Genomic DNA, 22,254 nt, shown 5'->3' on the forward strand with positions numbered 1-22,254 from the left:
AAGCAGGAAACCACGAAAATCAGATAAATAATATTCATGGAATCTCTCTTTTTTTTGAGATGGCTCACTTCTGTTCCAAACTCTTTCGCTAAATGCACACTTATCTATTCTTCTTTCAATAGACCTTTGAATAAGCCAATCACAAAATCATTTGGATCGAAGGCTTCTAGATCATCGATCCCTTCGCCTAGACCAACTAATTTCACCGGCAAGTGCAGTTCATTACGAATGGCTAAGACGATCCCACCTTTGGCTGTACCGTCTAATTTCGTTAAAACTAACCCCGTTACATCTGTCGTTTCTTTGAACTGTTTCGCTTGGACCATGGCATTTTGCCCCGTCGTCGCATCTAACACGAGTAAGATTTCATGTGGTGCTTCCGGTAACTCTCGTTGGATCACTCGCTTGATTTTTTCTAATTCGTTCATCAAATTGACTTTGTTTTGCAGACGTCCAGCTGTATCGACGAGTAAGATATCCGCTTGCTGTTCTTTGGCTTTTTCAATGGCATCGTACACGACTGCTGCAGGATCGCCACCGGCATTTCCTCTAACTACTTCGACTTCCGCACGTTCGCCCCAAACAACTAATTGGTCGATCGCCCCCGCACGAAATGTATCTGCTGCCGCTAACAATACCTTTTTGCCTTCTGTTTTGTATTGATGCGCTAGTTTTCCGATACTTGTGGTTTTTCCTACACCATTTACACCAACAAAGAGGATCACTGTTAAACCTTCTTCTTGGAGATTCAACGTGTTGACTTCATCGATTCCTTCTTGCTCATAAAGCTCCACTAATTTTTCAATGATTGCATTTTGGATCTCTGCCGGTTTCTTGGCGTTTCTTAGCTTCACTTCTTGGCGTAAGGCTTCAGTGATCTTGATCGCTGTTTCAAATCCGACGTCCGCACCGATCAATGTTTCTTCCAACTCTTCGAAGAAATCTTCATCGACTGTACGGAAGTTTGCAAACAGCTCATTCATTCGTTCACCGAATGTTTTACGGGTCTTTTCTAGACCCTTGTCATATTTCTCTTGTACTTCAACTTCTTCTGGTGCTTCTTCACCAGTAAAGGCTCGTTTGATCTTATCAAAAAATCCCATATTATACCTCCTTTACTTTAAAACAAATTGTTTGATTGCTTGAGCTACCCCATGTTCGATATTACTTGCCGTAACATGATCAGCCGCTTCTTTGACAAAAGGTACCGCATTTTCCATCGCAACACCCAACCCTGCGTATTCGATCATCGGTAGATCATTTTCTTCATCTCCGATTGCCATGATCTCACTACGTTCAAGACCTAAATCTTTTGCCAGTAAAGAAATACCATACGCCTTAGTCACACCTTTTGGCATAAACTCTAATAAAACGTTGCGCGTTTTGATCACTTCATACGAATCATAATAAGCGCTTGGGATTTCCTTGATTTTTGTATCTAGTTCGTCTTGCTCATAGGCAATGACTGCTTTATTCAACACAAACTCATCCGTGATATCAGCTAGTTCTGCTGGTTGGAATTGCAATAAGTTGTTTAAAACATTGTACAATGATTGTTTTCTGGGCGCACTCGGTAATTGCAAAACGACATTATCCGACAAAACGTCCAATGGCAAGTCTAGCTCTTGGCTCAACGCATAAAGTCGGTGGATATCCGAAACAGCCATCGCTTTTTTCTCGATGATTTCACCTGTATCGTTCTTTTGGACTAAGCCACCATTGAAGGTAATGCTATAATCGCCTTCTTCTACTAAGCCTAGTTCTTGTAAATAATGGGCCATCGCAGCTAATGGGCGCCCCGTACATAAGACGATTTTTACGCCTTGGGCTTTTGCTTTAGTCAACGCCTCTTTATTCTCAGGCGAGATTTTCTTTTCTTCATTCAATAATGTTCCATCTAAATCGATAGCGATTAATTTGATCATTTTGTCCCCTACACTTTCGTTTCGCTCATTCTTCCTTCTTCATTGATATCTTCCATGCGGACAGAGACGATTTTTGAAACCCCAGACTCTTGCATCGTCACACCATACAAGACATTCGCAGCGACCATCGTCCCTTTACGATGGGTGACCACAATAAACTGTGTATCATCTTGAAACTCGCTGAGGTAACGACCAAAGCGTTTGACATTGGCTTCATCTAACGCTGCCTCGACCTCATCCAAAATACAAAACGGTACTGGACAAACGCGAATGATTGAAAAGAGCAAGGCAATCGCAGTCAAGGCACGTTCGCCTCCAGAAAGCAGGCTTAAACTTTGTAGTTTTTTCCCTGGTGGCTGTACTTCGATCTCAATCCCTGTCTGCAACAAATCAGTCGGATCGGTCAATACAAGCTCTGCGCGTCCTCCACCAAACATATTTGGAAAAACGATTTTGAATTCTTGGCGAATCGCTTCAAACACTTCTTTAAAGCGAGTCCGTACCTCATCGTCCATTTCATCCATCGTTTCGAACAATTGGTCTTTCGCTGATAATAAATCATCACGTTGTGCAGCCAGGAAAGTATGGCGTTCATTGACTTGTTCGTACTGTTCGATCGCATTAAGATTCACCGGTCCTAAACGATCGATTTGTTGTTTCAACGAAGCAACTTCTACTCGGCTATTTGCTACATCCGTCGTTTCTTCATAAGCTTCACAAGCTTTTTCATAATTCATCTGGTACTCAGTTTGCAAGTAATTCAAATGATTGTCCAAAATCATTTCCGCACGATTCTTTTGTACCTCTAATTGTGATTGCTCTGTTAAAAGCCCTTTTTGCTTGCGGTTTTCAGCTAACAGTTCGGTATCTAGTGCATCGATTGCTGTTTGCATTTCTTCACGTGTCACTTTTGCTTCTTCCAGAGAAGCTTTTAGGCGATCTCTTTCTGCGGCTAGGTCAGTGATTCGTTGATCTAAACTCTCTTCTGTCAGTTCATGATCAGAAAAATCCGCAGTTAATGCGTGTAGTTGCTGTTCCAATCCTTCTTGTTTGGCTAATGCTTCATTTTTTTGTACGCGTGCGCCACGTAATTGGATCTGCAAGTGATTGTATTGTTCTTTCAACACTGCTAGTGACGCTTGTTCTTGCGCTTGTTTTTCTTGGATCTGCGCACGGCGTTCTTCCATTTTGTCACTTTCTTGACTCAATGAACTGATTTCAGTGTCGATTTCTTGGCGTTGTACTTCGAGTTCTTGCTGTTTGGTCAAAAGCTCTTTTTGTTGTTTTTGGTAGTTCTCCATGAATTGTTGCAGTTCTCGTGTTTCATAGCTTGAGATTTGTTGCTCTTTCTCAAAACGAGTCAGTTCGTTGGCTACATTTTGCCGTTGATTGGCTACTTCTTGTTCTTCAAAGCGTAACTGTTCGCCTTGTGTCCGTAGGCGTTCTTGTTCTTCTGCTAAAACCGTTACTTCTTGTTGTAATGCTTGGACTTTCTTTTCTTGACTCTGCAATTCCTGATCTGCTTGTTGGAACTCACTCGTCAATTGTTTTAATTCTTGATTTTGTGCAAACAAACTTCCTTGGTTGCCTCGCTTAGTCGCTCCACCAGTCATTGAACCACCGGCATTCATGACGTCGCCTTCTAATGAGACAACACGATACTGGTAACGAATCTGTTGGGCGATTGCATTGGCACTTGCTAAATCTTTCGCTAAGAGAATCGTCCCTAATAAATTATGAACGATGGTTTGGATCTGTTCGGGATAAGTCACTTGTTCGCTCGCGATCCCGATAAACCCTTCAACTGTTTGCGCTTGAGCAAATATATGCGCGGGTAGTTGGCGAGGTTTGATTGTCGTCAGTGGTAGAAACGTTGCTCGGCCACCTTTTTGCTGTTTCAAATAAGTGATCGCTTGACGTGCGTCACTTTCATTTTCAACAATGACATGTTGCGCTGACCCACCTAAAGCTGTTTCGATGGCTAATGTATAATCAGCTGGAACATCGATCAACTCAGCAACTGCACCAACGATCCCAGAAAGCCGTTGTTTTTGTTGTAAGATCAACCGAACACCTTGATAGAACCCAAAATAATTTTCTTGGATTTCTTGCAGACTTTTTTGACGTGCCCGTAATTGTTGGACTTGATTCATCAGTTGATACATTTTCGGCTGTTCTTTAGCTAACAGATCTTGCGCTTTTTTCCCTTTGGTTTGGACATCTTCAAGTGAAGCTTTGACCTCATTCAATGCGTGCTGTAGTTTTTCATGTCGCTTCGTCAGCTCGATTTGTTTGGCGGACATTTCTGCTACATTGGCTTCCACTTCTGATTGTTTGGCTAATGTTTGTTGGCTTTTAGAAGTTTCTTGGATATATTGACGCTCCAAATATTTCAATTCATTGCCGACAGTCGCTTGTTCTTGCATCAAATCGACATACTGATCGCGTAGTTCTGCCAATAGTTCTTTCGTTGATTTTTGGTATTTCTCCAACTCTTGTTGCGTACTCATCAGTGCTTTTTCAGCTTGTTGGATTTCTGCTTCTTTTTGACTTACTTCTTGTGTCAATGTCACTTGTAAGTCTTCAAAGTGAGCCACTTTTTCTTGCACTTCAGCTAGAGAAGCTTGGTATTCTTTTGAGCTTTTTTGGGTATGCTTCGTTCGCTCAAGTAAAACTTCTTTTTGTCCTTCGGTTTGCTTCAATTTTTCTGACAAGGCTAACAAGGTTTGTTGATTTTTTTCGATCATGCGATCGGCTTGATTGTTTTGTTTGCGTTTGTCTGCTAATAATTGTTCTTTCGTTTGGATCTGTGTCGTTAATGACGTCAACGATTGATTGAACTGATCCAATTGTACTTGTCGTTCATCCCACTCTTTTTTTGCAGCCTTGATTTCCGCAATCATTAAGGAGATATCTGTCTTTGTCAATGTTTCTTTTAATCGTAAAAACTCCTTAGCTGCCTCACTCTGGGCGGCCAAAGGAGTTAATTGCTCTTCAAGTTCATGGATGATATCTTGGACACGGCTTAGATTATCCTCTGTTTCAAAAAGCTTTTGCTCCGCTTTCTTCTTGCGTTGTTTATATTTCAAGACTCCTGCTGCTTCTTCAAAGATCCCACGTCGATCTTCGGGTTTACTACTAAAAATCGCTTCGACTTTCCCTTGAGAGATGATCGAAAAAGATTCTTTACCCAAACCAGAATCCATGAATAATTCTTGGATGTCTTTCAAACGACAAGGCTGTTTATTGATAAAAAATTCACTTTCACCTGTTCGACGGTAACGACGTGTGACACTGATCTCACTGTATTCTAGTGGTAAGTAATGATCTGAGTTGTCTAATACGACGGTTACTTCAGCGACATTCAATTGTTTGCGAGAATCAGAACCGGCAAAAATAATATCCGGCATTTTCCCACCACGAAGGCTTTTCGCAGACTGTTCTCCTAGCACCCAACGGATGGCCTCGGTAATATTGCTTTTCCCACTACCGTTTGGTCCAACGACCGCTGTGACGCTATTTTCAAACTCAATGATTGTTTTGTCTGCAAACGATTTAAAGCCGGCTATTTCAATGCGTTTTAAATACACGAAGTCTTTCCCTCACTTACTTAGTGCTGCCAAAGCATTCTCAGCAGCAGCTTGTTCTGCTAATTTTTTCGATTTTCCTTGTCCAGTCCCAATCAACCGATCATCAACGTATACTTCGATCCAAAAAATACGTTCGTGTGCTGGCCCTTCTTCGTTGATCAAACGATATTCGATCAATACATCTCCTGCTTTTTGCAATACTTCTTGTAATTTTGTTTTGTGATCCATCTCATGGGAAAAAGCACCTGCACGAACCTTCGGAAAAATCACTGTTTCAATAAACGCGTGTGCTGCGTCAAACCCTTGATCAAGGTACAATGCTCCTAAAAAGGCTTCAAACAAATCACAAAGAAGTGCTGGACGTGTGCGTCCACCAGAGTTCTCCTCACCTTTTCCTAACAGGATATACTGATCAAAATGACATTCCTTGGCAAATTTGGATAAACTATCTTCACGTACGATAGCTGCACGAGTTTTGGTCAATTTTCCTTCTGGAATATCTGGATACAAACGATACAGATATTCTGAAACCATCAACTCTAATACAGCATCTCCTAAAAACTCAAGACGTTCGTTGTCCGACAGTTGCAAATTGCGATGCTCATTCACATAGGATGAATGGGTAAAAGCTTGTTCAAGCAAGTTTAAATCGTGAAAAACGATGCTATACTTCTCTTTCAATTCTTTTGTTAGCTGATTGTCCATTTCCCACATTCCTTTATGGCTATTTTTTCAATACTTCCTTATTATACTGGTTTTTTATAAAATATGAAATGGTTGAGACAAAAGGTATGAAAAGCTTTATAAACCATGTTGGAAAATCTTATTAATAAAAAAACACTACGAATAAAAGATAAGAAATTTGATGAAACATATCTTACCGTCTATTCGTAGTTCAGTTACACCTATCACAACTTTTGCTTGATCAATAGTTGATTCATATCAACTCGCCCACCTAACTGTTCTGCCAAATCTAAGTCATGGGTGACTAAGACGATCGTCACTCCTTGTTTATTCAATTCTTTCAATGCATCGATCACGAGTTGGCGATTTCCTCTATCTAAAGAGGCAGTAGGTTCATCCGCAAAAACAATCTTAGGCCTTTGTAAAAATAAACGAGCTAATGCGACGCGCTGTTGTTCGCCACCGCTTAGACGAAATACTTTTTGATGCAATAAATCTTCCATTTGAAACTTACGAAGCGCAGCAATCATTTTCTCCTCTTCGTTTACTACTAATCGTAAATTTTGCTTGACCGTTTCATTATCGATCAATGCAAAGTTTTGAAATAAAAACCCTGCATATTCACGAAAAAAGCGTTTTTTACTTTTGTGATGGAGTAATTGATTGTCGAACCATATTTCACCAGAATCAATTGATTCAAGTTGTCCTAAGCAGTTTAGTAACGTCGTTTTCCCAACACCACTACTTCCTGTGATCACAGTTATCGAACCAGTCGCTAACTGTAAAGAGACATTTTCAAAAATCACTTTTCCCTTATACTTTTTACTGATTTTTTTTGCTTCAATCATATTTGATCACCTCCAGACGTTTCCTTTTTTCTGAGAAATACGTAGCGAATAGAAGGACACACGATTCAAATAGTAGTAATAAAATTAAAATTTGCCACCAAGCATGATGGATAAATGATAGGATCAACGCGACAACCCCAGAAATACCTAATACTTTCATGTAATACTTATGATGCCTTTGGAGTAGTGTCCAACCCGTAATATATTTGAGAAATAGTTTTTTCTTATTCATTTCTACATACACCAAACTCAAATAGATTTGGACGAACACAAAACCAATAAGGATCAGGAACAGAATGCTTACGGTTGTATAATACTCACGTCTCACACTCACAAGTGCTTGATTGATGCTATCCTTTACAGCAATCAATCCATAAAAATCATGTTCCATATGATTCTCTTCAATAAATTCTTGAACAAGTTGAGGATCTCGAAATAAATAAGTGCCATTTGAGATATCCTGGAGCCATATTTCGATATTCGGTTGGATCAATGGCAGTGACATGGAGACGATAATTGGATTAGAAGAAAAAATTTTTTCGTAGGGTTGGAAATTATAGTTAAAAAGGACCTGATTTGCTTGCGTATAAAGAATTTTTAACTCGCCTTCGTATGCTTTCGTTTCGTACTCAAAAGAATTTTGATAAAAATCAAGTTCAGCTTCGGCTTCTGGAATGATCATTTCTGTATACATTCGCTTATTTTCAGGAATAAGCAGATAGAAAAAAGAATCATCTAATGCGTCAATCGATTGACCATTCGCATCCTTGATAGCCAATTCTTTAATAGCCTGATGGTTACTTAACCAAAAAGCATCATTTTGAATATAACTTAGTGTCGGACTATTGTGGCCAAGTTCATTGTCCCGTAGAAAAATACCACCTGCTTGCTCTGATTGTTCTAACAAAGGAAGTAGCCGTGAATTGATTGACACTTGTTCTTTCTGTCGCACCTCTTTGCCTTTTGCCAAATCTACAAGTAAACTCGTGTCTCTACTAAATCCCAAGTGATAATAGTCAGGAACTCTTGTCCATTGGGAGAGCTGTCGTTCAAGCTCACGTGTCTCCATTACTTTATTTGATAACGTACTGGCTTGCACAGTGACAAATGTGAAGATAACGATCTTTAATAAAATATTCAAACGAAATAATAATCGGTAAGGTTTCCTTCCTTTTATCTTATCTGAAATCGTACCAAACGAAAATATCACCCAACTCGTAAATAATTGAAGCACCCAAATCATTAAAAGGCCCCAGAAAAAAATAGGTAGATAAAGAAACTGCAATTGTGGGAATCCCCAAGAAAAAGCAACAATTATGAAGGTGTAAATCGCACTATCAATGAAACTATCCTTGATTGAACCCTTTAACCAACGACGCCCTAGCATCTCAAGGATACCGATTTTCTTACGCAGAGAAGCTTTATAAAACAATAAATCTAAGATCACAAAGACAAATAAAATCAAAAATAGTTGGCCAATACTCATTAATAATCCCGCAGTCAACAAATAGAACCATTTTATCTCCTCAATCTCCAATTTGATCCCTTGCTCATAAAAATCAGCCATCATTTCAGATGGGGGTGCTTCTGTTACTATATACGTACCTAACACATCTTGATTCTTCATCTCTGTATAATCATAAAAATATGTGGTGACATCCGATTTTATTGGGGTGAAAGAGTATTCTGAACGCTCCGTTTGATCAAACGTATAAATTTCTTTTATCGTCTCACCGGACTCGCCCATTCGAAAAACTAACTTATGTATCGCTATTTGATGTTTTTTTGCATACGCAGAAATCGTTTGGTTGACTTCTTGAATCGTTCCACTTGCTTCTTCGATCATAATACCGGAATGAGCATTGGGGATCGCACTCTTTATCCCCTCATTTCCAATAAAAGAAATCGCATAAAGGAAACTTAACACTGTAACTATAAATAATCCTCGATAGATTTTTTTCATCATGAATAGAAAAAAGTAGCTAAAATATAAATAAGCTAAAAACACTTCGTACAATAGTGGCGAAGTCATTGAATATTTGTATCCTTCGCCTAATCGTGTAGCGAGATTTATATCTTAGTCACTTACAATTTCTGTATCCACCACCTTTCAGCCTTACTTCCAGTAAACACATGCTCTCGTTCTGATATTTACAGTGACTTTTAGATTGCATAAAAATAACAAAACTAAAACATCTGATTATTTCTCTCCCTTCACAAATAATTATATATTCACAAGTCTATAAAGAATATCTATTCTTCTATTTTTCTGATTAAAAAACGCCCATAGTTTATTTGTTATGTATTAATGATTGAAGACAACAAACATTTCACTTACTCCTCACAAAGAAAAAAGAACCAGCCGAGAATAGGACAAGCCTATCTCGAGCTGATTCGGTTTTATCATTTGTTGGTTTATGAACGTGAATCTGAAGTCACAGTTACAGTAGCCCATGGATTTGGTGCTCCGTATGACCAGTCCCAATCTCTTACGCGGTCGTTGACTGGTAATACTTCGTTACGGAATAATGTTGGAATTGCAAATGCTTCTTCAAATGCATATTGTTGCCAGTTGCTATAAGCTTCTTTCAAGAAATCTTCATCAAATGCTTCTGAAGAGTTGATTGCATTGATCAATTTTGTGTTTTCTTCTGACTCATAACGAGTGTAGTTGAATGCAGCGTTTGCGCCCCATAAGCCAGTTGGGTTTGGATCTGTTCCTGTGCTCCAAGCAGCTTGATAGACATCAATTTCTGGATCATCATTTTCTAAACGATCGTAGAATGAGTTGAATTCGATCAAACGACCAGTTGTATATTGAACATCTAGTCCGATTTCTTTCCATTGTTGGATATAGTAATCGGCTAATGGTTGTGCCACTTCACCACCGGACATTGATGCAAAGTTGATCGTCAATTTATTGCCGTCTTTATCTTCACGGATACCATCGCCATCAACATCTTTAAATCCTGCATCATCCAATAATTTGTTTGCTTTATCAAGGTTCAATGTGTAACCTTCGATTGAATCATCATGGAAGTCTGCAAATACTGGTGGGATCAACGTTGTTCCGTTGCTTCTCAAGCCTGCGTAGAAACGCTCCCCTACTGCATTATTATCTAAAGCGTAACCCATTGCTTGACGTAATGACTTATCTGCCATTTTTGAATCTGGATCGTAAGCAACTTTTCCTTCATCAGCATCCCATTTACCTAGTTTGAATCCTAGATATGTGTATGAAGTTTGTGGACGACCTAAGTTTGTATAGCCAGCGATATCTTGGTAAGTTTCGAAAGTATCCGTTGGCATTTGGAAAATCATGTCATATAATTTTGAATTCAATGCTTCTGTCGCACTTGCTGTTGGCAATGATTTCATTGTAATTTTCTTCAATGGTGGTGTTCCGTTCCAGTAGTGTTCGTTTGGTAAGTACTCTACTGATTCACCAGCTACGATATTGCTCATGTAGTATGGACCAAATGTCACTGGATGTTTGCGGACTTGATCACTTGATTCCATATCTTTGACTTCAACACCTTCAAGTGTGTGTTTAGGTGCAGCATATGTCCAGATACCGCCACCTGCTTGAAGCATACTTGGGTTCATTTCTTTGTATTCGATTTTAACAGTTTTGTCATCTACTTTAGTGATTCCAGAAATCGTATCGGCACTACCACTGTTATATTCTTCCATACCGACGATATTACGGAACGTATCGTCATAACGAATACCTGTGTAGTCAGGATGTCCGATGATTTCATAAGGGAAAATAACGTCATCTGCTGTAACGTCCTCGCCGTCAGACCACTTAACATTGTCTTTCAGTGTGATCGTTGCTGTTTTCGCATCTTCATCTAACTCTAATGAAGCTGCACCATCATTTGTGATCGTGAAGTTGGCATCATTTGTAAATAATGGTTCATGAGAAGGTGCCATAAATGCATTATCAAAGGCATCTTGATAAAATTCCCATTGGAACAATCCTTTGAATTGGCTATCCGTTGCTACTGCAACGTTCAATTCGCCATCTTCGATTGCATCATCATTATTTGTTGTTGCTAGTGGGAACGTTAAATCACTACCACTCCCGTTATCTGACGAATTATTCCCTGAGGAACTAGTTCCGCCGCCATTTCCACACGCTGCTAAAGTTGCAACAGATAGCAGTGTGACAAGTCCAAAAATCGTTTTCTTCATATCCTATTTTCCCCCTTCACTTCTCTTATCCTAACCGTTGACGCGCATCTGCAGAACGCTTAAATGCTTGACCAACGTAATTTATACTCAACATCAAGACTAAAATCAGAATTGACGCGGGTAACCAAATCCATTGTCGATTCACTAAAACTTCACCGTTACTTGCATAACCGATCAATGTTCCCAAACTTGGTACATTGGTTGGCAATCCGAAGCCTAAGAAAGTCAAAGTGGTCTCGATCCCAATATTTGCCGCAAAGTTCATTGTCAAGTTGGTAATGATCAATGAGCTAAGGTTCGGCATGATTTCACGGAACATGATTTTCACATCACTTGTTCCCATTGTTTTAGAAGCACTGACATAATCACGTCTTGCTTCGGATAATGTTTTGCTTCGGAATAATCGGGCTTTAGCGACCCAATAAAATGCACTCATAATAAAGATGAATGACCATACATTATAGTTCGTAATAATTGAAACAAATACAATAATGATCAACATGATCGGTAAAATCATGATGAAATCGACGATACGCATCAAGATGTTATCGATCATACCACCGTAGAATCCTGAAAGGATCCCTAAACCTACCCCGATGATCGAAGTCAAGATCGTAATAGCAAAACCGATCATGACAGAGTTTCTTGCCCCGATGATCAATTGTCCGAAGACATCACGTCCACCTTCATCTGCTCCTAAAAGGAATTTTGTTCCTTGAGTGGAGATAGCACCAGGTTCTGCGTACTTATCAAAAATACTAACAAACATTACTTGATCTTGGTCAATAAAGATTGCCCCAATAAAAATGACTAACAACAAAATCACTAGTAAGGCCAGTGAAAAAATGGCGACTTTATCTTTTATAAATTCTCGTGCAATCATTCGTATCCCCATTGGTGGGATACTTTCTTGCGTAACTTCTTTCTTTTTATCACTCATTGATCGATTCTCCCTTCTGTTTGATTTTTTTATTGGATTCGTATACGCGGATCAACAATGCTCATGATGATATCTGACAGCAGTGTTCCGACTAACGTTGCGATTCCTAAAATCAAGACTAAGGCAGTGATCACGGTATAATCACGTTGACCGATTGAGTCAATAAATAGTTTTCCGACACCAGGGTAACCAAAGATCTTTTCGATAACTACAGATCCGGCGATCAATGACGTAATTTCATACCCCATTTGAGAAGCCATTGGCAATGCTGCATTACGGAAAATGTGGCGACTGAATACTTTGTTGGTCGGCACACCTTTTGATCGAGCGGTACGTACAAAGTCGAGTGATTTTGAATCAATGACTTCACTACGCAGATACTGGATCGTAACAGCTGTGGCTAAAAAGGCTTGTGTGATTGCTGGCAATAGAATGTATTGCAAGCGATCAAACCATTGAGCAATAAAGTTTCCTTGGAAACCTAAGGTCTGAGAACCACTGGTTGGGAACCAGCCTAAACGGTAACCAAAAACGAATAGCATGATCAATCCAAAAATGAATAATGGAACAGCAAAACTAAAGAAGTTATAGATAACAACTGCTTTGTCCAAAATCGAATTTTGGTAACGACCAGCCAACATGCCTAACGGTACAGCGATCAAATACGTAATAATTACAGTTAATACTGATAAATACAAAGTATTGACGACACGTTCACCAATCAAATAGGCAACAGGGCGTTTGAATAAGAAACTTTGTCCGAAATCACCTTGTACAGCATTTCCGATCCAACGGAAATATTGTTCATACCAAGGATCGTTCAGTCCGGCTGCTTGACGCATTTGCTCGATGACAGCTGGGTCTTGGTTTGGGTTGATCAATCCTGTAAAAGGATCTCCAGGCATGGCTTGCGCTAGTATAAAGATCAACACGCTAAGGATGATCACTTGCGGGATCATTAAAAGAACTCTTCGTAGAATCGTTTTCCACATTAGCTAGCACCTCCATCTTTCAACGCTACTTTGTGTGTAGGGGTCAATGTACGTAAGTCATACACTCGGCCTGTTGTGTCGTAGTAATCTTTTTGATGTTCGATATACTCGCGTTCAACATTCCGTCGGTTTTGTTTATGCATTTCCCGATTGTCTACATCGATTCGTGGAATCGCAGATAGTAAGCGTTTTGTATAGATGTGGCGTGGATCATTGTAGATATCTTCTCGTGTACCGATTTCAACAAATCGACCTTTGTACATGATCGCAATATTGTCACACATGTGTTTTACGACACCTAAGTCATGAGAGATAAATAAATAGCTCAATCCAAATTCTTGTTGGATGCGTTTCATGAAGTTCAAGACTTGCGCCTGAACGGATAAGTCCAAGGCAGAAACAGGTTCATCTGCCACGATCAACTTAGGATTTGTCGCGACTGCTCGGGCAACCCCCAAACGCTGTCTTTGTCCACCAGAAAATTCATGTGGATACTTGTATAACGCATCTTCTGGCATCCCAACGATATCTAATAAGCTTTTGACCTTTTTCTTTTCTTCTTGATCGCTCAAGCGTTCAAAGTTACGGATCGGTTCAGCGATGATATCCAATACGCGTTTCTTAGGATTCAAACTCGACATCGAATCTTGGAAGATCATTTGGACGTCTTTGTTATAACCGATTTTTTTGCGGTTACTTCTTTTCGTCACGTCTTTGCCTTCATACATGATTTCTCCGGAGGTCACTTTTTCTAAACCAACCACTGCTTTACCAGTTGTGGATTTACCAGAACCTGATTCGCCAACTAGTCCATATGTTTTTCCTTTTTCAATAATAAAATCGACACCGTCTACTGCATAGACATGGTCTGTTACTCGGTTGAAAAACCCACTGCGAATAGGATAGTGAACTTTCAAATCTTTGATTGTGATTAATTCTGACATCTACACCTCTCCTTTTTCGTCTCTAAAGTGGAAATGTTTATAACATGAGCAACGTACCATGTGATTTGGTGCGATTTCATGCAACACTGGATTTTCTTCATGAGCGCTCGCTGGAATCCAAGGAATCCGCGGTGCAAAACGACAGCCTGTTCGTGGCATATTTTTCAATGAAGGAACGACCCCTTCAATCACATGTAATTCTGCTTCGTGGTTTCCTTCTTGTGGAATCGAATTTAGTAGTGATTGTGTATAAGGGTGTTTTGGGTTCTCAAATAATTCTTTGACGCCCGCAACTTCAACAAATTGTCCACCGTACATCACGGCAACACGATCGGCCATTTCAGCAACGACACCTAAATCGTGCGTGATCAAAATGATCCCTGTTTTTGTTTCTTCTTGTAAATCTTTCAATAAGTCCAAAATCTGTGCTTGGATCGTTACGTCCAAAGCGGTCGTTGGTTCATCTGCGATGATGATTGGCGGCTTACATGCAATGGCGATCGCGATGATCACACGCTGTCTCATACCACCTGATAGCTCATGCGGATATTGACGACCCACTCGCGCAGGATTTGGGATCCCAACTTGTTCTAATAGTTCCAATGCACGTGCCTGTCTTTGATCAGCAGTCATTTTTGTATGATAAGACAAACCTTCTTTGATTTGATCTTCAATTCTCATCAGAGGGTTTAATGCAGACAACGGATCTTGGAAAATCATCCCAATATCATTTCCGCGAATTTTGTTATACAACGTTTCATTTAATTCAATTAAATTTAAATCATTGTACATGATCTCCCCTGTGATCTTTGTGTTGTTAGGATCCAACAACCCCATGATCGTTGTAGCTAACGTACTTTTTCCGCAACCAGACTCACCTACGATGGCTAAGATCTCGTTTTTATCTAAAGTAAAAGAAACGTCGTCTACTGCATCGTAATATTCATCTTTTAGACGGAAGCCTGTGTGTAGGTTCTGAACATCTAATAATTGATTATCTGACAATCGAATACCCCTCTCTGCTCCTCGATGGAAGTTCTTTAATAAAAAAAATAATCCTACACTGAATAACAACTTAAACAAAAAAAATTAAATAAGTAGCATTCTAAGGAGTGTGTAATTTATTATTAATAATTATATAGAAAACCGTTTTATATTGCAAGATTATTTCACATTGTTGCCAGAATTATCTGAAAAATCTTACGTCACTATGTGAGTATCAGAAAAAGATTAAAAAAAAATGAGGCGAAGAGCAAACCTTCTCTTTATCCTACTATTTTTATAAAATGAGAATTATTATAAAACACGACAAAAAAACAGGCAACGATAAAAAACGGGGTTTATTGAAAAAACATTTTTATTTACAAAAGCATAATTATACAAAATATACGGAATAAAAATAATGGAAAATCTGTTAAGGCGTTCCCTTTTCTTCCATGATCTTACTCTTTAAAAAAACTATTTCATAAAAAAACACAACTGAAAAAGCCAAGAAAACATGAAATAGTAAACCTATTTCTGTTTTCTTGGCTTTGATTTGAAATTAGCTTTCGCCAATTCATTCATCGGTTGTTGTGTATTTATTCATTGAATTTATTTCAAGTTGTTGCTGATATAATCCACGGCGCCGCCGACTGTTTCGATTTGTTCAGCATCTTCATCAGAGATCTCTGTTCCGAATTCATCCTCCAGTTCAAGAACGAATTCCATGATACTAATTGAATCAGCTTTCAGATCATCTTTAATGTTTAATTCATCTGTCACTTTGTCGGTATCCATTTCAAAGTGATTCGAAATGATTTTAGCTACTTTATTAAATACTTCTTCACGCGTCAATTTTTTCACCCCCACAATTCTTAGAACTACTACGTTTTCTTCACCATAGCTAATTTTACTGACAATTTTTGGGAATGTCCACCCTTTTTTCTCCATGAGCTTGTCAATTCGTAGAAAAATCAGTCCTCTTTTTTCTCAAATTGCTCGACCAATTGTCCTACGACGTTGGTTTCAAGCATCGTATGGATCTGGCGGATCGTATAGCGAACAGCCTCTGGTCCGGTTGCACCATGTGTTTTGATGACTGGTGCTTTCAGTCCAAATAAAACTGCGCCGCCATGTTTTGAATAATCCATTTCAGCTTTCAATGAGCGCAAACCGTCTTTTAGCAGTAACGCACCCATTTTCCCTTTAATACCTTCATTCAAAATGGCAGATTTCAACAATGTCATCATGTTCATCGCTGTACCTTCAATCGATTTCAAAACTGCATTTCCAGTAAAACCATCCGTGACCACGACATCTGCTACGCCATTCAATAAGTCCCGTGCTTCTACATTCCCGATAAAGTTCAAGCTTGTTTCGTTTTGTAAAAGTTCAAACGCTTGTTTCGTCAATTCGCTGCCTTTAGTTTCTTCCGTTCCGTTGTTCAACAATGCTACGCGAGGACGGCCAATTCCACGAACTTTTCTCGCATAAAACGAACCTAAGATACCATATTGTAAAAGATGCTCTGGTTTGTTTTCTGCATTTGCACCTAAATCAAGCATATCAAAGCCTTCGCCTTCTTTGCCGACAACTGGCAACGTGGACATCAAGCCTGGGCGTTCAATATTTTTGATACGTCCGACAATAAATAAGCCGGCTGCTAATAGGGCCCCTGTGTTTCCCGCTGAAAAAATGGCATCTGCTTCGCCATTTTTGACTGCTTGTGCAGCTAAAACCATAGAAGCCGTTTTTTTGCGACGGATGGCTTTGACTGGTTCATCATCACTATTGATTTTTTCGTCAGTATGGACGATCGTGATATTTGTTTGATCTGTTAAATATTTCTTGATTTCCGGTTCTTTACCATAAAGAACAAATTCTAAATCAGGAAAATCTTTTTGTGCTAGAGCTACGCCTTCCACAATGGCTTGTGGTGCGTGATCTCCGCCCATTGCATCTACTGCAATTCTCATTATTGTTTCCACTCCTCGTCATCATTTTTGAACGTATTGATAATCGATCAATCGAAATAACGATTATCTTGGTTGTCTAATTGTAGCTTGGCTGTTAATGGTTGATACTCAGGTAATAATTGCCAGTCTTTGATTTGCCAGATTGCCGCAGCTTCCTCACGGGCAACCTCTAAGACGTTCCCATCTGTGACTAGATCTGCGATCGCAAATTCTGGCAAGCCAGATTGGCGAAACCCGAATACTTCCCCTGGCCCTCGTAACTCTAAATCTTTTTCACTCAAGATAAAGCCATTCGTGGTTTCTGTCATGATTTTCATCCGCTCGACACCTAATTCATTTTTAGGGTTCGCCACGAGGATACAATAAGAAGCCTCACTCCCCCGACCGACACGCCCGCGTAGCTGATGTAGTTGGGCTAAACCAAAACGGTCCGCATCCATGATCAGCATGACCGTTGCATTCGGCACATTGACCCCGACTTCGATCACTGTCGTCGACACTAAGATCTGGAGTTGATTTTCTTTGAATGTTTCCATGATCTGATCTTTTTCTTGATTCTTCATTTTACCATGCAATAAGCCAACTTCATATTCTGGTGCAAATAACTCACGAAGTTTTTCATAAATTTCCACTGCATTTTTCACATCTAAGGCTTCCGACTCTTCAATCAGTGGACAAATCACGTACATCTGATGCCCTTTGCGTAGTTCCTTATACGTCCATTCTAACACGCTATCTAGTTGAGGGGTTCTGACCCACCTTGTTTCGATCGGAATCCGCCCAGCAGGAAGCTCATCGATCACAGACACATCCATTTCACCATAAGCTGTGATTGCTAAGGTTCGAGGGATAGGTGTTGCTGTCATAAACAGCACATCAGGTCGCCAACCTTTTTCACGTAGGACCTTTCGTTGATTCACACCAAACCGATGTTGTTCATCCGTGATCACTAAACCAAGATTTTTGAAAGCCACGCCTTCTTGGATCAATGCGTGTGTGCCAACGATGATATCGATCTCCCCATTTTCTAAACGTTCTAGAAGCTCTCGGCGTTCTTTGGCTTTCGTTGAACCAGTCAATAACGCGACTGTTACTTCATTGGGATCAAATAGTTGGGATAAACTTTCCATATGTTGTTGCGCTAAGATTTCTGTTGGGACCATCAACGCTCCTTGAAAACCAGCAGTCACTGTCGCATATAACGCAATGGCAGCAACCACGGTTTTACCACTCCCTACATCGCCTTGTAAAAGTCGCTGCATGTGATGAGGATTACGGAGATCTCGACAAATCTCATTCGTCACACGTTTTTGTGCCGTCGTTAATTCAAAGGGCAATTTTCTCGTAAACTGTTTTAACCGTTCCACATCATAAAGGATCTCAAGTCCGTTCTTCTCCGATTTTTCTGCTTTTTTAAGTCCTTGTAACTGCATCTGGAACATAAAAAATTCTTCAAAGACGATCCGTCGTTTGGCTTGATGATTTTCCTCATGATTTTGCGGAAAATGCATGCTTCTTACAGCAGTTGAACGATCAAGTAACCGATATTTTTCAATCAATGATAATGGTAAGTTCTCTTCAATAAAATCACCATACTCACTAAATCCTCGGCGGATCAGATCGACGAGAGTCGTTTGACGAATGGATTTGTTGACATGATAGATGGGAGAGAAATCATCTGGGCTTTGCGAACCAAGGATCTTCATCCCATTTAGTGCTTTACGTTTTGCATCCCATTTCCCATAAACGGCGATTTCTTCAGATAAAATGACTTTATCTTTTAAATAAGGTTGATTGAAGAAAGACACATTGAAAACTTCATGATCTTGCATCATACGAAACTGCAATCGGCTTTTTTTGTAGCCAAAACGGCTCATTACTGGCGGAGAGACAACCAATCCTTTTAATGTAACTTTTTCTTGGTCTTGGATTTCGTTTAGATTTCTTTCTTGGATATCTTCATAACGAAAAGGATAATAAGTTAACAAATCTTCAATCGTATGGATGCCTAAACTCGCTAAACTATCCGCTCTTTTTTGACCGACACCTGCTAGCACTGTGACTGGATCAGCTAATGACCGCAAAAGACTCCCCTCCTTTAACAAAAAAAGGAACTTGGTCAACGATTCACTGATCGTTGACCGAAGATCCTTTCAAATGATTTTCTGCTCCATCTATCGGCTTCACTCTACATTATTCAGCAGAGAATAAATAAGGATAGACAGGTTGATCCCCTTGATGGATCTCGATTTCTAACTCAGCGTGTTTCTCGCTTAATTGATCCGCTAATGCTTGTGCTTGTTCTGCGGAACCATCTTCTCCGATTAAAATCGTAACGATCTCAGTATCTTCGTTGATCATTTGCTCTAACGTAGCAAATGATGTCGCTAACATGTCTGGATTAGAAATCACGATCTTGCCATCGATCATTCCTAAGAAATCACCTTCTGTGATTTTCACTCCATCGATCATCGTGTCACGGATCGCATGCGTCACTTGACCGCTGACAACGCTTGAAAGCATATCTGTCATCGTTGCTTTATTTTCTTCTAAAGTAGCTTGCTCATTGAAGGACAACATCGCTGTCAAACCTTGAGAAACCGTTTTTGAAGGTACTACAGCAACTGGAAGTTCAGCCACCTCAGCAGCTTGGTCAGCTGCCATAAATATATTTTTGTTGTTTGGTAAGATGATGACTTTATCTGCATTTACTTCATTGATTGCTTTCACGATATCTTCCGTACTTGGATTCATCGTTTGGCCACCACTGATCACGTAGTTCGCTCCTAAACTTTCAAACAACTCTTGCACACCTTTACCCGCTGCAATTGCAACGATTCCATAAGGCACACGAGGTTTTGCTTGTGAGACAGGCGCTGAAGGTGCTTGATCATGTTCCAAGATCGTTTCATGTTGTAGACGCATGTTGTCTACTTTGACTTTCACTAAGGAACCGAATTTTTGACCATAATTCATGACTTCACCAGGATTTTCTGTATGCACGTGCACTTTGATGATCTCATCGTCATTGACCACTAATAGAGAGTCACCCAATCCATCTAGATAGTTACGGAATTCTTCATAATCGAATGTACTATCTACTGTCGGCCCTTCGCCGATCTTCACCATGATTTCTGTACAGTAACCATAATGGATATCTTCAGTAGCTAATTGACCTTGCACGCTACGATGATGTTCTGCGTTCACCATATCATCCATTTGAGCAGGAGATGGTTCATAGACTTCATCTGCTTGATATTCTCCATTCAACGCAGTTAGAAAACCTTCATATACAAATAGCAGACCTTGTCCGCCACTATCAACAACGCCCACTTCTTTTAACACAGGCAATAAATCAGGTGTTTTAGCTAACGCGCGTTTACCACCTTTGACGACAGCAGTCATGACTTCGATCACGTCATCTGTTGACTTTGCTTTTTTCTCACCAGCTTTTGCAGCTTCTCTTGCAACTGTCAAAATCGTTCCTTCGACAGGCTTCATTACTGCTTTATAAGCTGTTTCAACGCCATGAGTGAAAGCCGCAGCTAATTCTGTAGCTGTTAAGACAGTCACGTCAGGGATTTGTTTTGAAAAGCCACGGAACAACTGAGACAAAATGACCCCAGAGTTTCCTCGGGCACCCATCAATAATCCTTTAGATAGTAACGCTGCTAATTCTCCTACCTTTTCAGAGGTAGAATCAACAACGGCTTTTGCGCCACTTGTCATTGATAAATTCATATTTGTACCGGTATCTCCATCGGGAACCGGGAATACATTTAGCGAATTGACATATTCTGCATTTTTTTGTAGCCGATTCGCACCGGACTGAACCATTTCTTGGAATTGGCTTGCACTAATTTCTGTTACACTCACCTAGATAATCCTCCTTCAGATCGACTGCTGAACAGTCAGCAAGTCTCCTGCCTAGTCTGGCAGTACACGAACACCTTGCACGAAGACATTTACTGAATTGGCTGTAACACCTAGTAAAGTCTCCAAGTTATATTTCACTTTTTCTTGGACATTACGAGAAACTTCCGAAATTTTTGTTCCATAACTAATGATCGTATAAACATCTACAGCGATCCCATTAGCTTCTTGGCGGACAACTACTCCTCTTGAGTAATTTTCTTTACGTAAAATTTCAGTGATATTATCTTTGATTTGATTCTTGCTAGCCATTCCTACAACACCAAATACATCTGTTGCGGCACCACCAACAACTGTTGCGATGACATCATTGGTAATTTCAATGGTTCCAGCTGACGTTTGAATTTTTACAGCCATGAATGAGCCTCCTTAACGGGTAAAATATTCCCATTTTTCTACTATCACATTTTATCATAGCGTCCACGGAAATAAAAGGTTGTTCCCTTAAAGTACTCAAAAACCATTGAAAAAAATAGGAAAAGACCTTGTTCACGTTACATTTAATCGATGAAAATGTCAACCAGATCTATGAAAATATGCTTGCAAATTCCCACGCTATATGATATGTTATTCTGGTATGAGCTGAATTTACTATTGCTCCAAATCAAGGCAAAGGAGGAAATTTACATGGCAAAAGTTTGTTACTTTACAGGTCGCAAGACAACAAGTGGAAACAACCGTTCACATGCGATGAACTCAACAAAACGTACTGTTAAACCTAACTTGCAAAAAGTTCGCGTATTGATCGACGGCAAACCTAAAAAAGTTTGGGTGTCAACTCGTGCGTTGAAATCAGGAAAAGTTGAACGCGTATAATTGAATGAAATGATTTGAACCGTTCAACAAAATGAACGGTTTTTATTTTTAACGAATTATTATCAAATGAGAAACATGTTCTCAACTCATTCGAATCAAGTAGATAAAATAAAAAAGGCTTAAAACAATCAATCACCCAGATAATTGTTTTAAGTCTTCTTTTATGTGCCACTATCCCTAAGATAGTGATAGGTATATGTTTTTTTATAATTGTTACAAATAAAACATAACGCATTTGCAAACGCCTGTCAACACTTTATTTTAAAGTAGAAAGTGTTTTCTTATTTTATGTTATTTTCTTAATAGAAATGTAATTTAAACAGACTGATGTTATTTAATTTTAAATGTAATTTTTTTATGAATTTGATTGTATTTTCAGCAAGTAAAATCATGAATGTGATAAACTAAATATAACTTCTTATAGAAAT

Annotated in this window: 17 protein-coding genes; 1 reads left to right on the top strand and 16 read right to left on the bottom strand. The window is 39.5% G+C overall.

Annotation, left to right across the window (positions count from 1 at the left end; genetic code table 11):
- Positions 1 to 104: 104 nt before the first annotated feature.
- From ftsY to JZO83_RS07045, 16 genes are all read right to left on the bottom strand, one after another.
- Positions 105 to 1,103, bottom strand: a complete 999-nt coding sequence (gene ftsY / locus JZO83_RS06970; RefSeq protein ID WP_207115354.1) for a signal recognition particle-docking protein FtsY — start codon at positions 1,101 to 1,103, stop codon at positions 105 to 107.
- Positions 1,104 to 1,115: 12 nt separating this feature from the next.
- Positions 1,116 to 1,925, bottom strand: coding sequence for a Cof-type HAD-IIB family hydrolase (locus JZO83_RS06975; protein WP_207115355.1), 810 nt, complete (start codon positions 1,923 to 1,925; stop codon positions 1,116 to 1,118).
- 8 nt (positions 1,926 to 1,933) lie between these two features.
- A complete protein-coding gene (gene smc / locus JZO83_RS06980; RefSeq protein WP_207115356.1) occupies positions 1,934 to 5,515 on the bottom strand; it encodes a chromosome segregation protein SMC in 3,582 nt (1,193 codons plus the stop codon).
- Positions 5,516 to 5,527: 12 nt separating this feature from the next.
- Entirely contained in the window at positions 5,528 to 6,220 is a 693-nt protein-coding gene (gene rnc / locus JZO83_RS06985; RefSeq protein ID WP_206854565.1) for a ribonuclease III, read from the bottom strand.
- Positions 6,221 to 6,423: 203 nt separating this feature from the next.
- Positions 6,424 to 7,047, bottom strand: a complete 624-nt coding sequence (locus JZO83_RS06990; RefSeq protein WP_207115357.1) for an ATP-binding cassette domain-containing protein — start codon at positions 7,045 to 7,047, stop codon at positions 6,424 to 6,426.
- Positions 7,040 to 9,079, bottom strand: coding sequence for a DUF1430 domain-containing protein (locus JZO83_RS06995; protein WP_347401511.1), 2,040 nt, complete (start codon positions 9,077 to 9,079; stop codon positions 7,040 to 7,042). Before JZO83_RS06995 ends, JZO83_RS06990 begins: the two co-directional genes overlap by 8 nt.
- Positions 9,080 to 9,462: 383 nt before the next feature.
- Complete coding sequence (locus JZO83_RS07000) at positions 9,463 to 11,244, bottom strand: oligopeptide ABC transporter substrate-binding protein (protein WP_206854570.1); 1,782 nt, start codon at positions 11,242 to 11,244, stop codon at positions 9,463 to 9,465.
- Between the two features lie 25 nt (positions 11,245 to 11,269).
- Positions 11,270 to 12,184 (bottom strand): ABC transporter permease, encoded by a 915-nt coding sequence (locus JZO83_RS07005; protein ID WP_206854572.1) that lies wholly within the window; start codon positions 12,182 to 12,184, stop codon positions 11,270 to 11,272.
- A gap of 29 nt (positions 12,185 to 12,213) precedes the next feature.
- Positions 12,214 to 13,176, bottom strand: coding sequence for an oligopeptide ABC transporter permease (opp4B, locus tag JZO83_RS07010; RefSeq protein WP_206854576.1), 963 nt, complete (start codon positions 13,174 to 13,176; stop codon positions 12,214 to 12,216).
- Positions 13,176 to 14,120, bottom strand: coding sequence for an ATP-binding cassette domain-containing protein (locus JZO83_RS07015; RefSeq protein WP_206854579.1), 945 nt, complete (start codon positions 14,118 to 14,120; stop codon positions 13,176 to 13,178). The genes opp4B and JZO83_RS07015 overlap by 1 nt, the downstream gene beginning before the upstream one ends.
- Positions 14,121 to 15,125 carry an ABC transporter ATP-binding protein gene (locus JZO83_RS07020; protein WP_071867772.1) on the bottom strand — a complete coding sequence of 335 codons (1,005 nt, stop codon included), beginning with the start codon at positions 15,123 to 15,125 and terminating at the stop codon, positions 14,121 to 14,123.
- Positions 15,126 to 15,713: 588 nt separating this feature from the next.
- On the bottom strand, positions 15,714 to 15,956 hold the full coding sequence (acpP, locus tag JZO83_RS07025; protein WP_206854789.1) for an acyl carrier protein: 243 nt from the start codon (positions 15,954 to 15,956) through the stop codon (positions 15,714 to 15,716).
- A 119-nt stretch (positions 15,957 to 16,075) separates the two neighbouring features.
- A complete protein-coding gene (gene plsX / locus JZO83_RS07030; RefSeq protein WP_206854582.1) occupies positions 16,076 to 17,077 on the bottom strand; it encodes a phosphate acyltransferase PlsX in 1,002 nt (333 codons plus the stop codon).
- A gap of 47 nt (positions 17,078 to 17,124) precedes the next feature.
- A complete protein-coding gene (gene recG, locus JZO83_RS07035; protein WP_207115358.1) occupies positions 17,125 to 19,161 on the bottom strand; it encodes an ATP-dependent DNA helicase RecG in 2,037 nt (678 codons plus the stop codon).
- Between the two features lie 109 nt (positions 19,162 to 19,270).
- Positions 19,271 to 20,953: a DAK2 domain-containing protein gene (locus JZO83_RS07040; RefSeq protein ID WP_207115359.1), complete on the bottom strand. Its 1,683-nt coding sequence runs from the start codon at positions 20,951 to 20,953 to the stop codon at positions 19,271 to 19,273.
- 51 nt (positions 20,954 to 21,004) lie between these two features.
- Positions 21,005 to 21,367 (bottom strand): Asp23/Gls24 family envelope stress response protein, encoded by a 363-nt coding sequence (locus JZO83_RS07045; protein ID WP_010720424.1) that lies wholly within the window; start codon positions 21,365 to 21,367, stop codon positions 21,005 to 21,007.
- 270 nt (positions 21,368 to 21,637) lie between these two features.
- Here JZO83_RS07045 and rpmB point away from each other — a divergent pair, with 270 nt between their 5' ends.
- A complete protein-coding gene (gene rpmB / locus JZO83_RS07050) occupies positions 21,638 to 21,826 on the top strand; it encodes a 50S ribosomal protein L28 (RefSeq protein ID WP_206854589.1) in 189 nt (62 codons plus the stop codon).
- The last annotated feature ends 428 nt before the right edge of the window (positions 21,827 to 22,254 follow it).

The sequence above is a fragment of the Enterococcus sp. DIV1298c genome, assembly GCF_017316315.1.
In the GTDB taxonomy this organism is placed as follows: Bacteria; Bacillota; Bacilli; order Lactobacillales; family Enterococcaceae; genus Enterococcus_B; species Enterococcus_B mangumiae.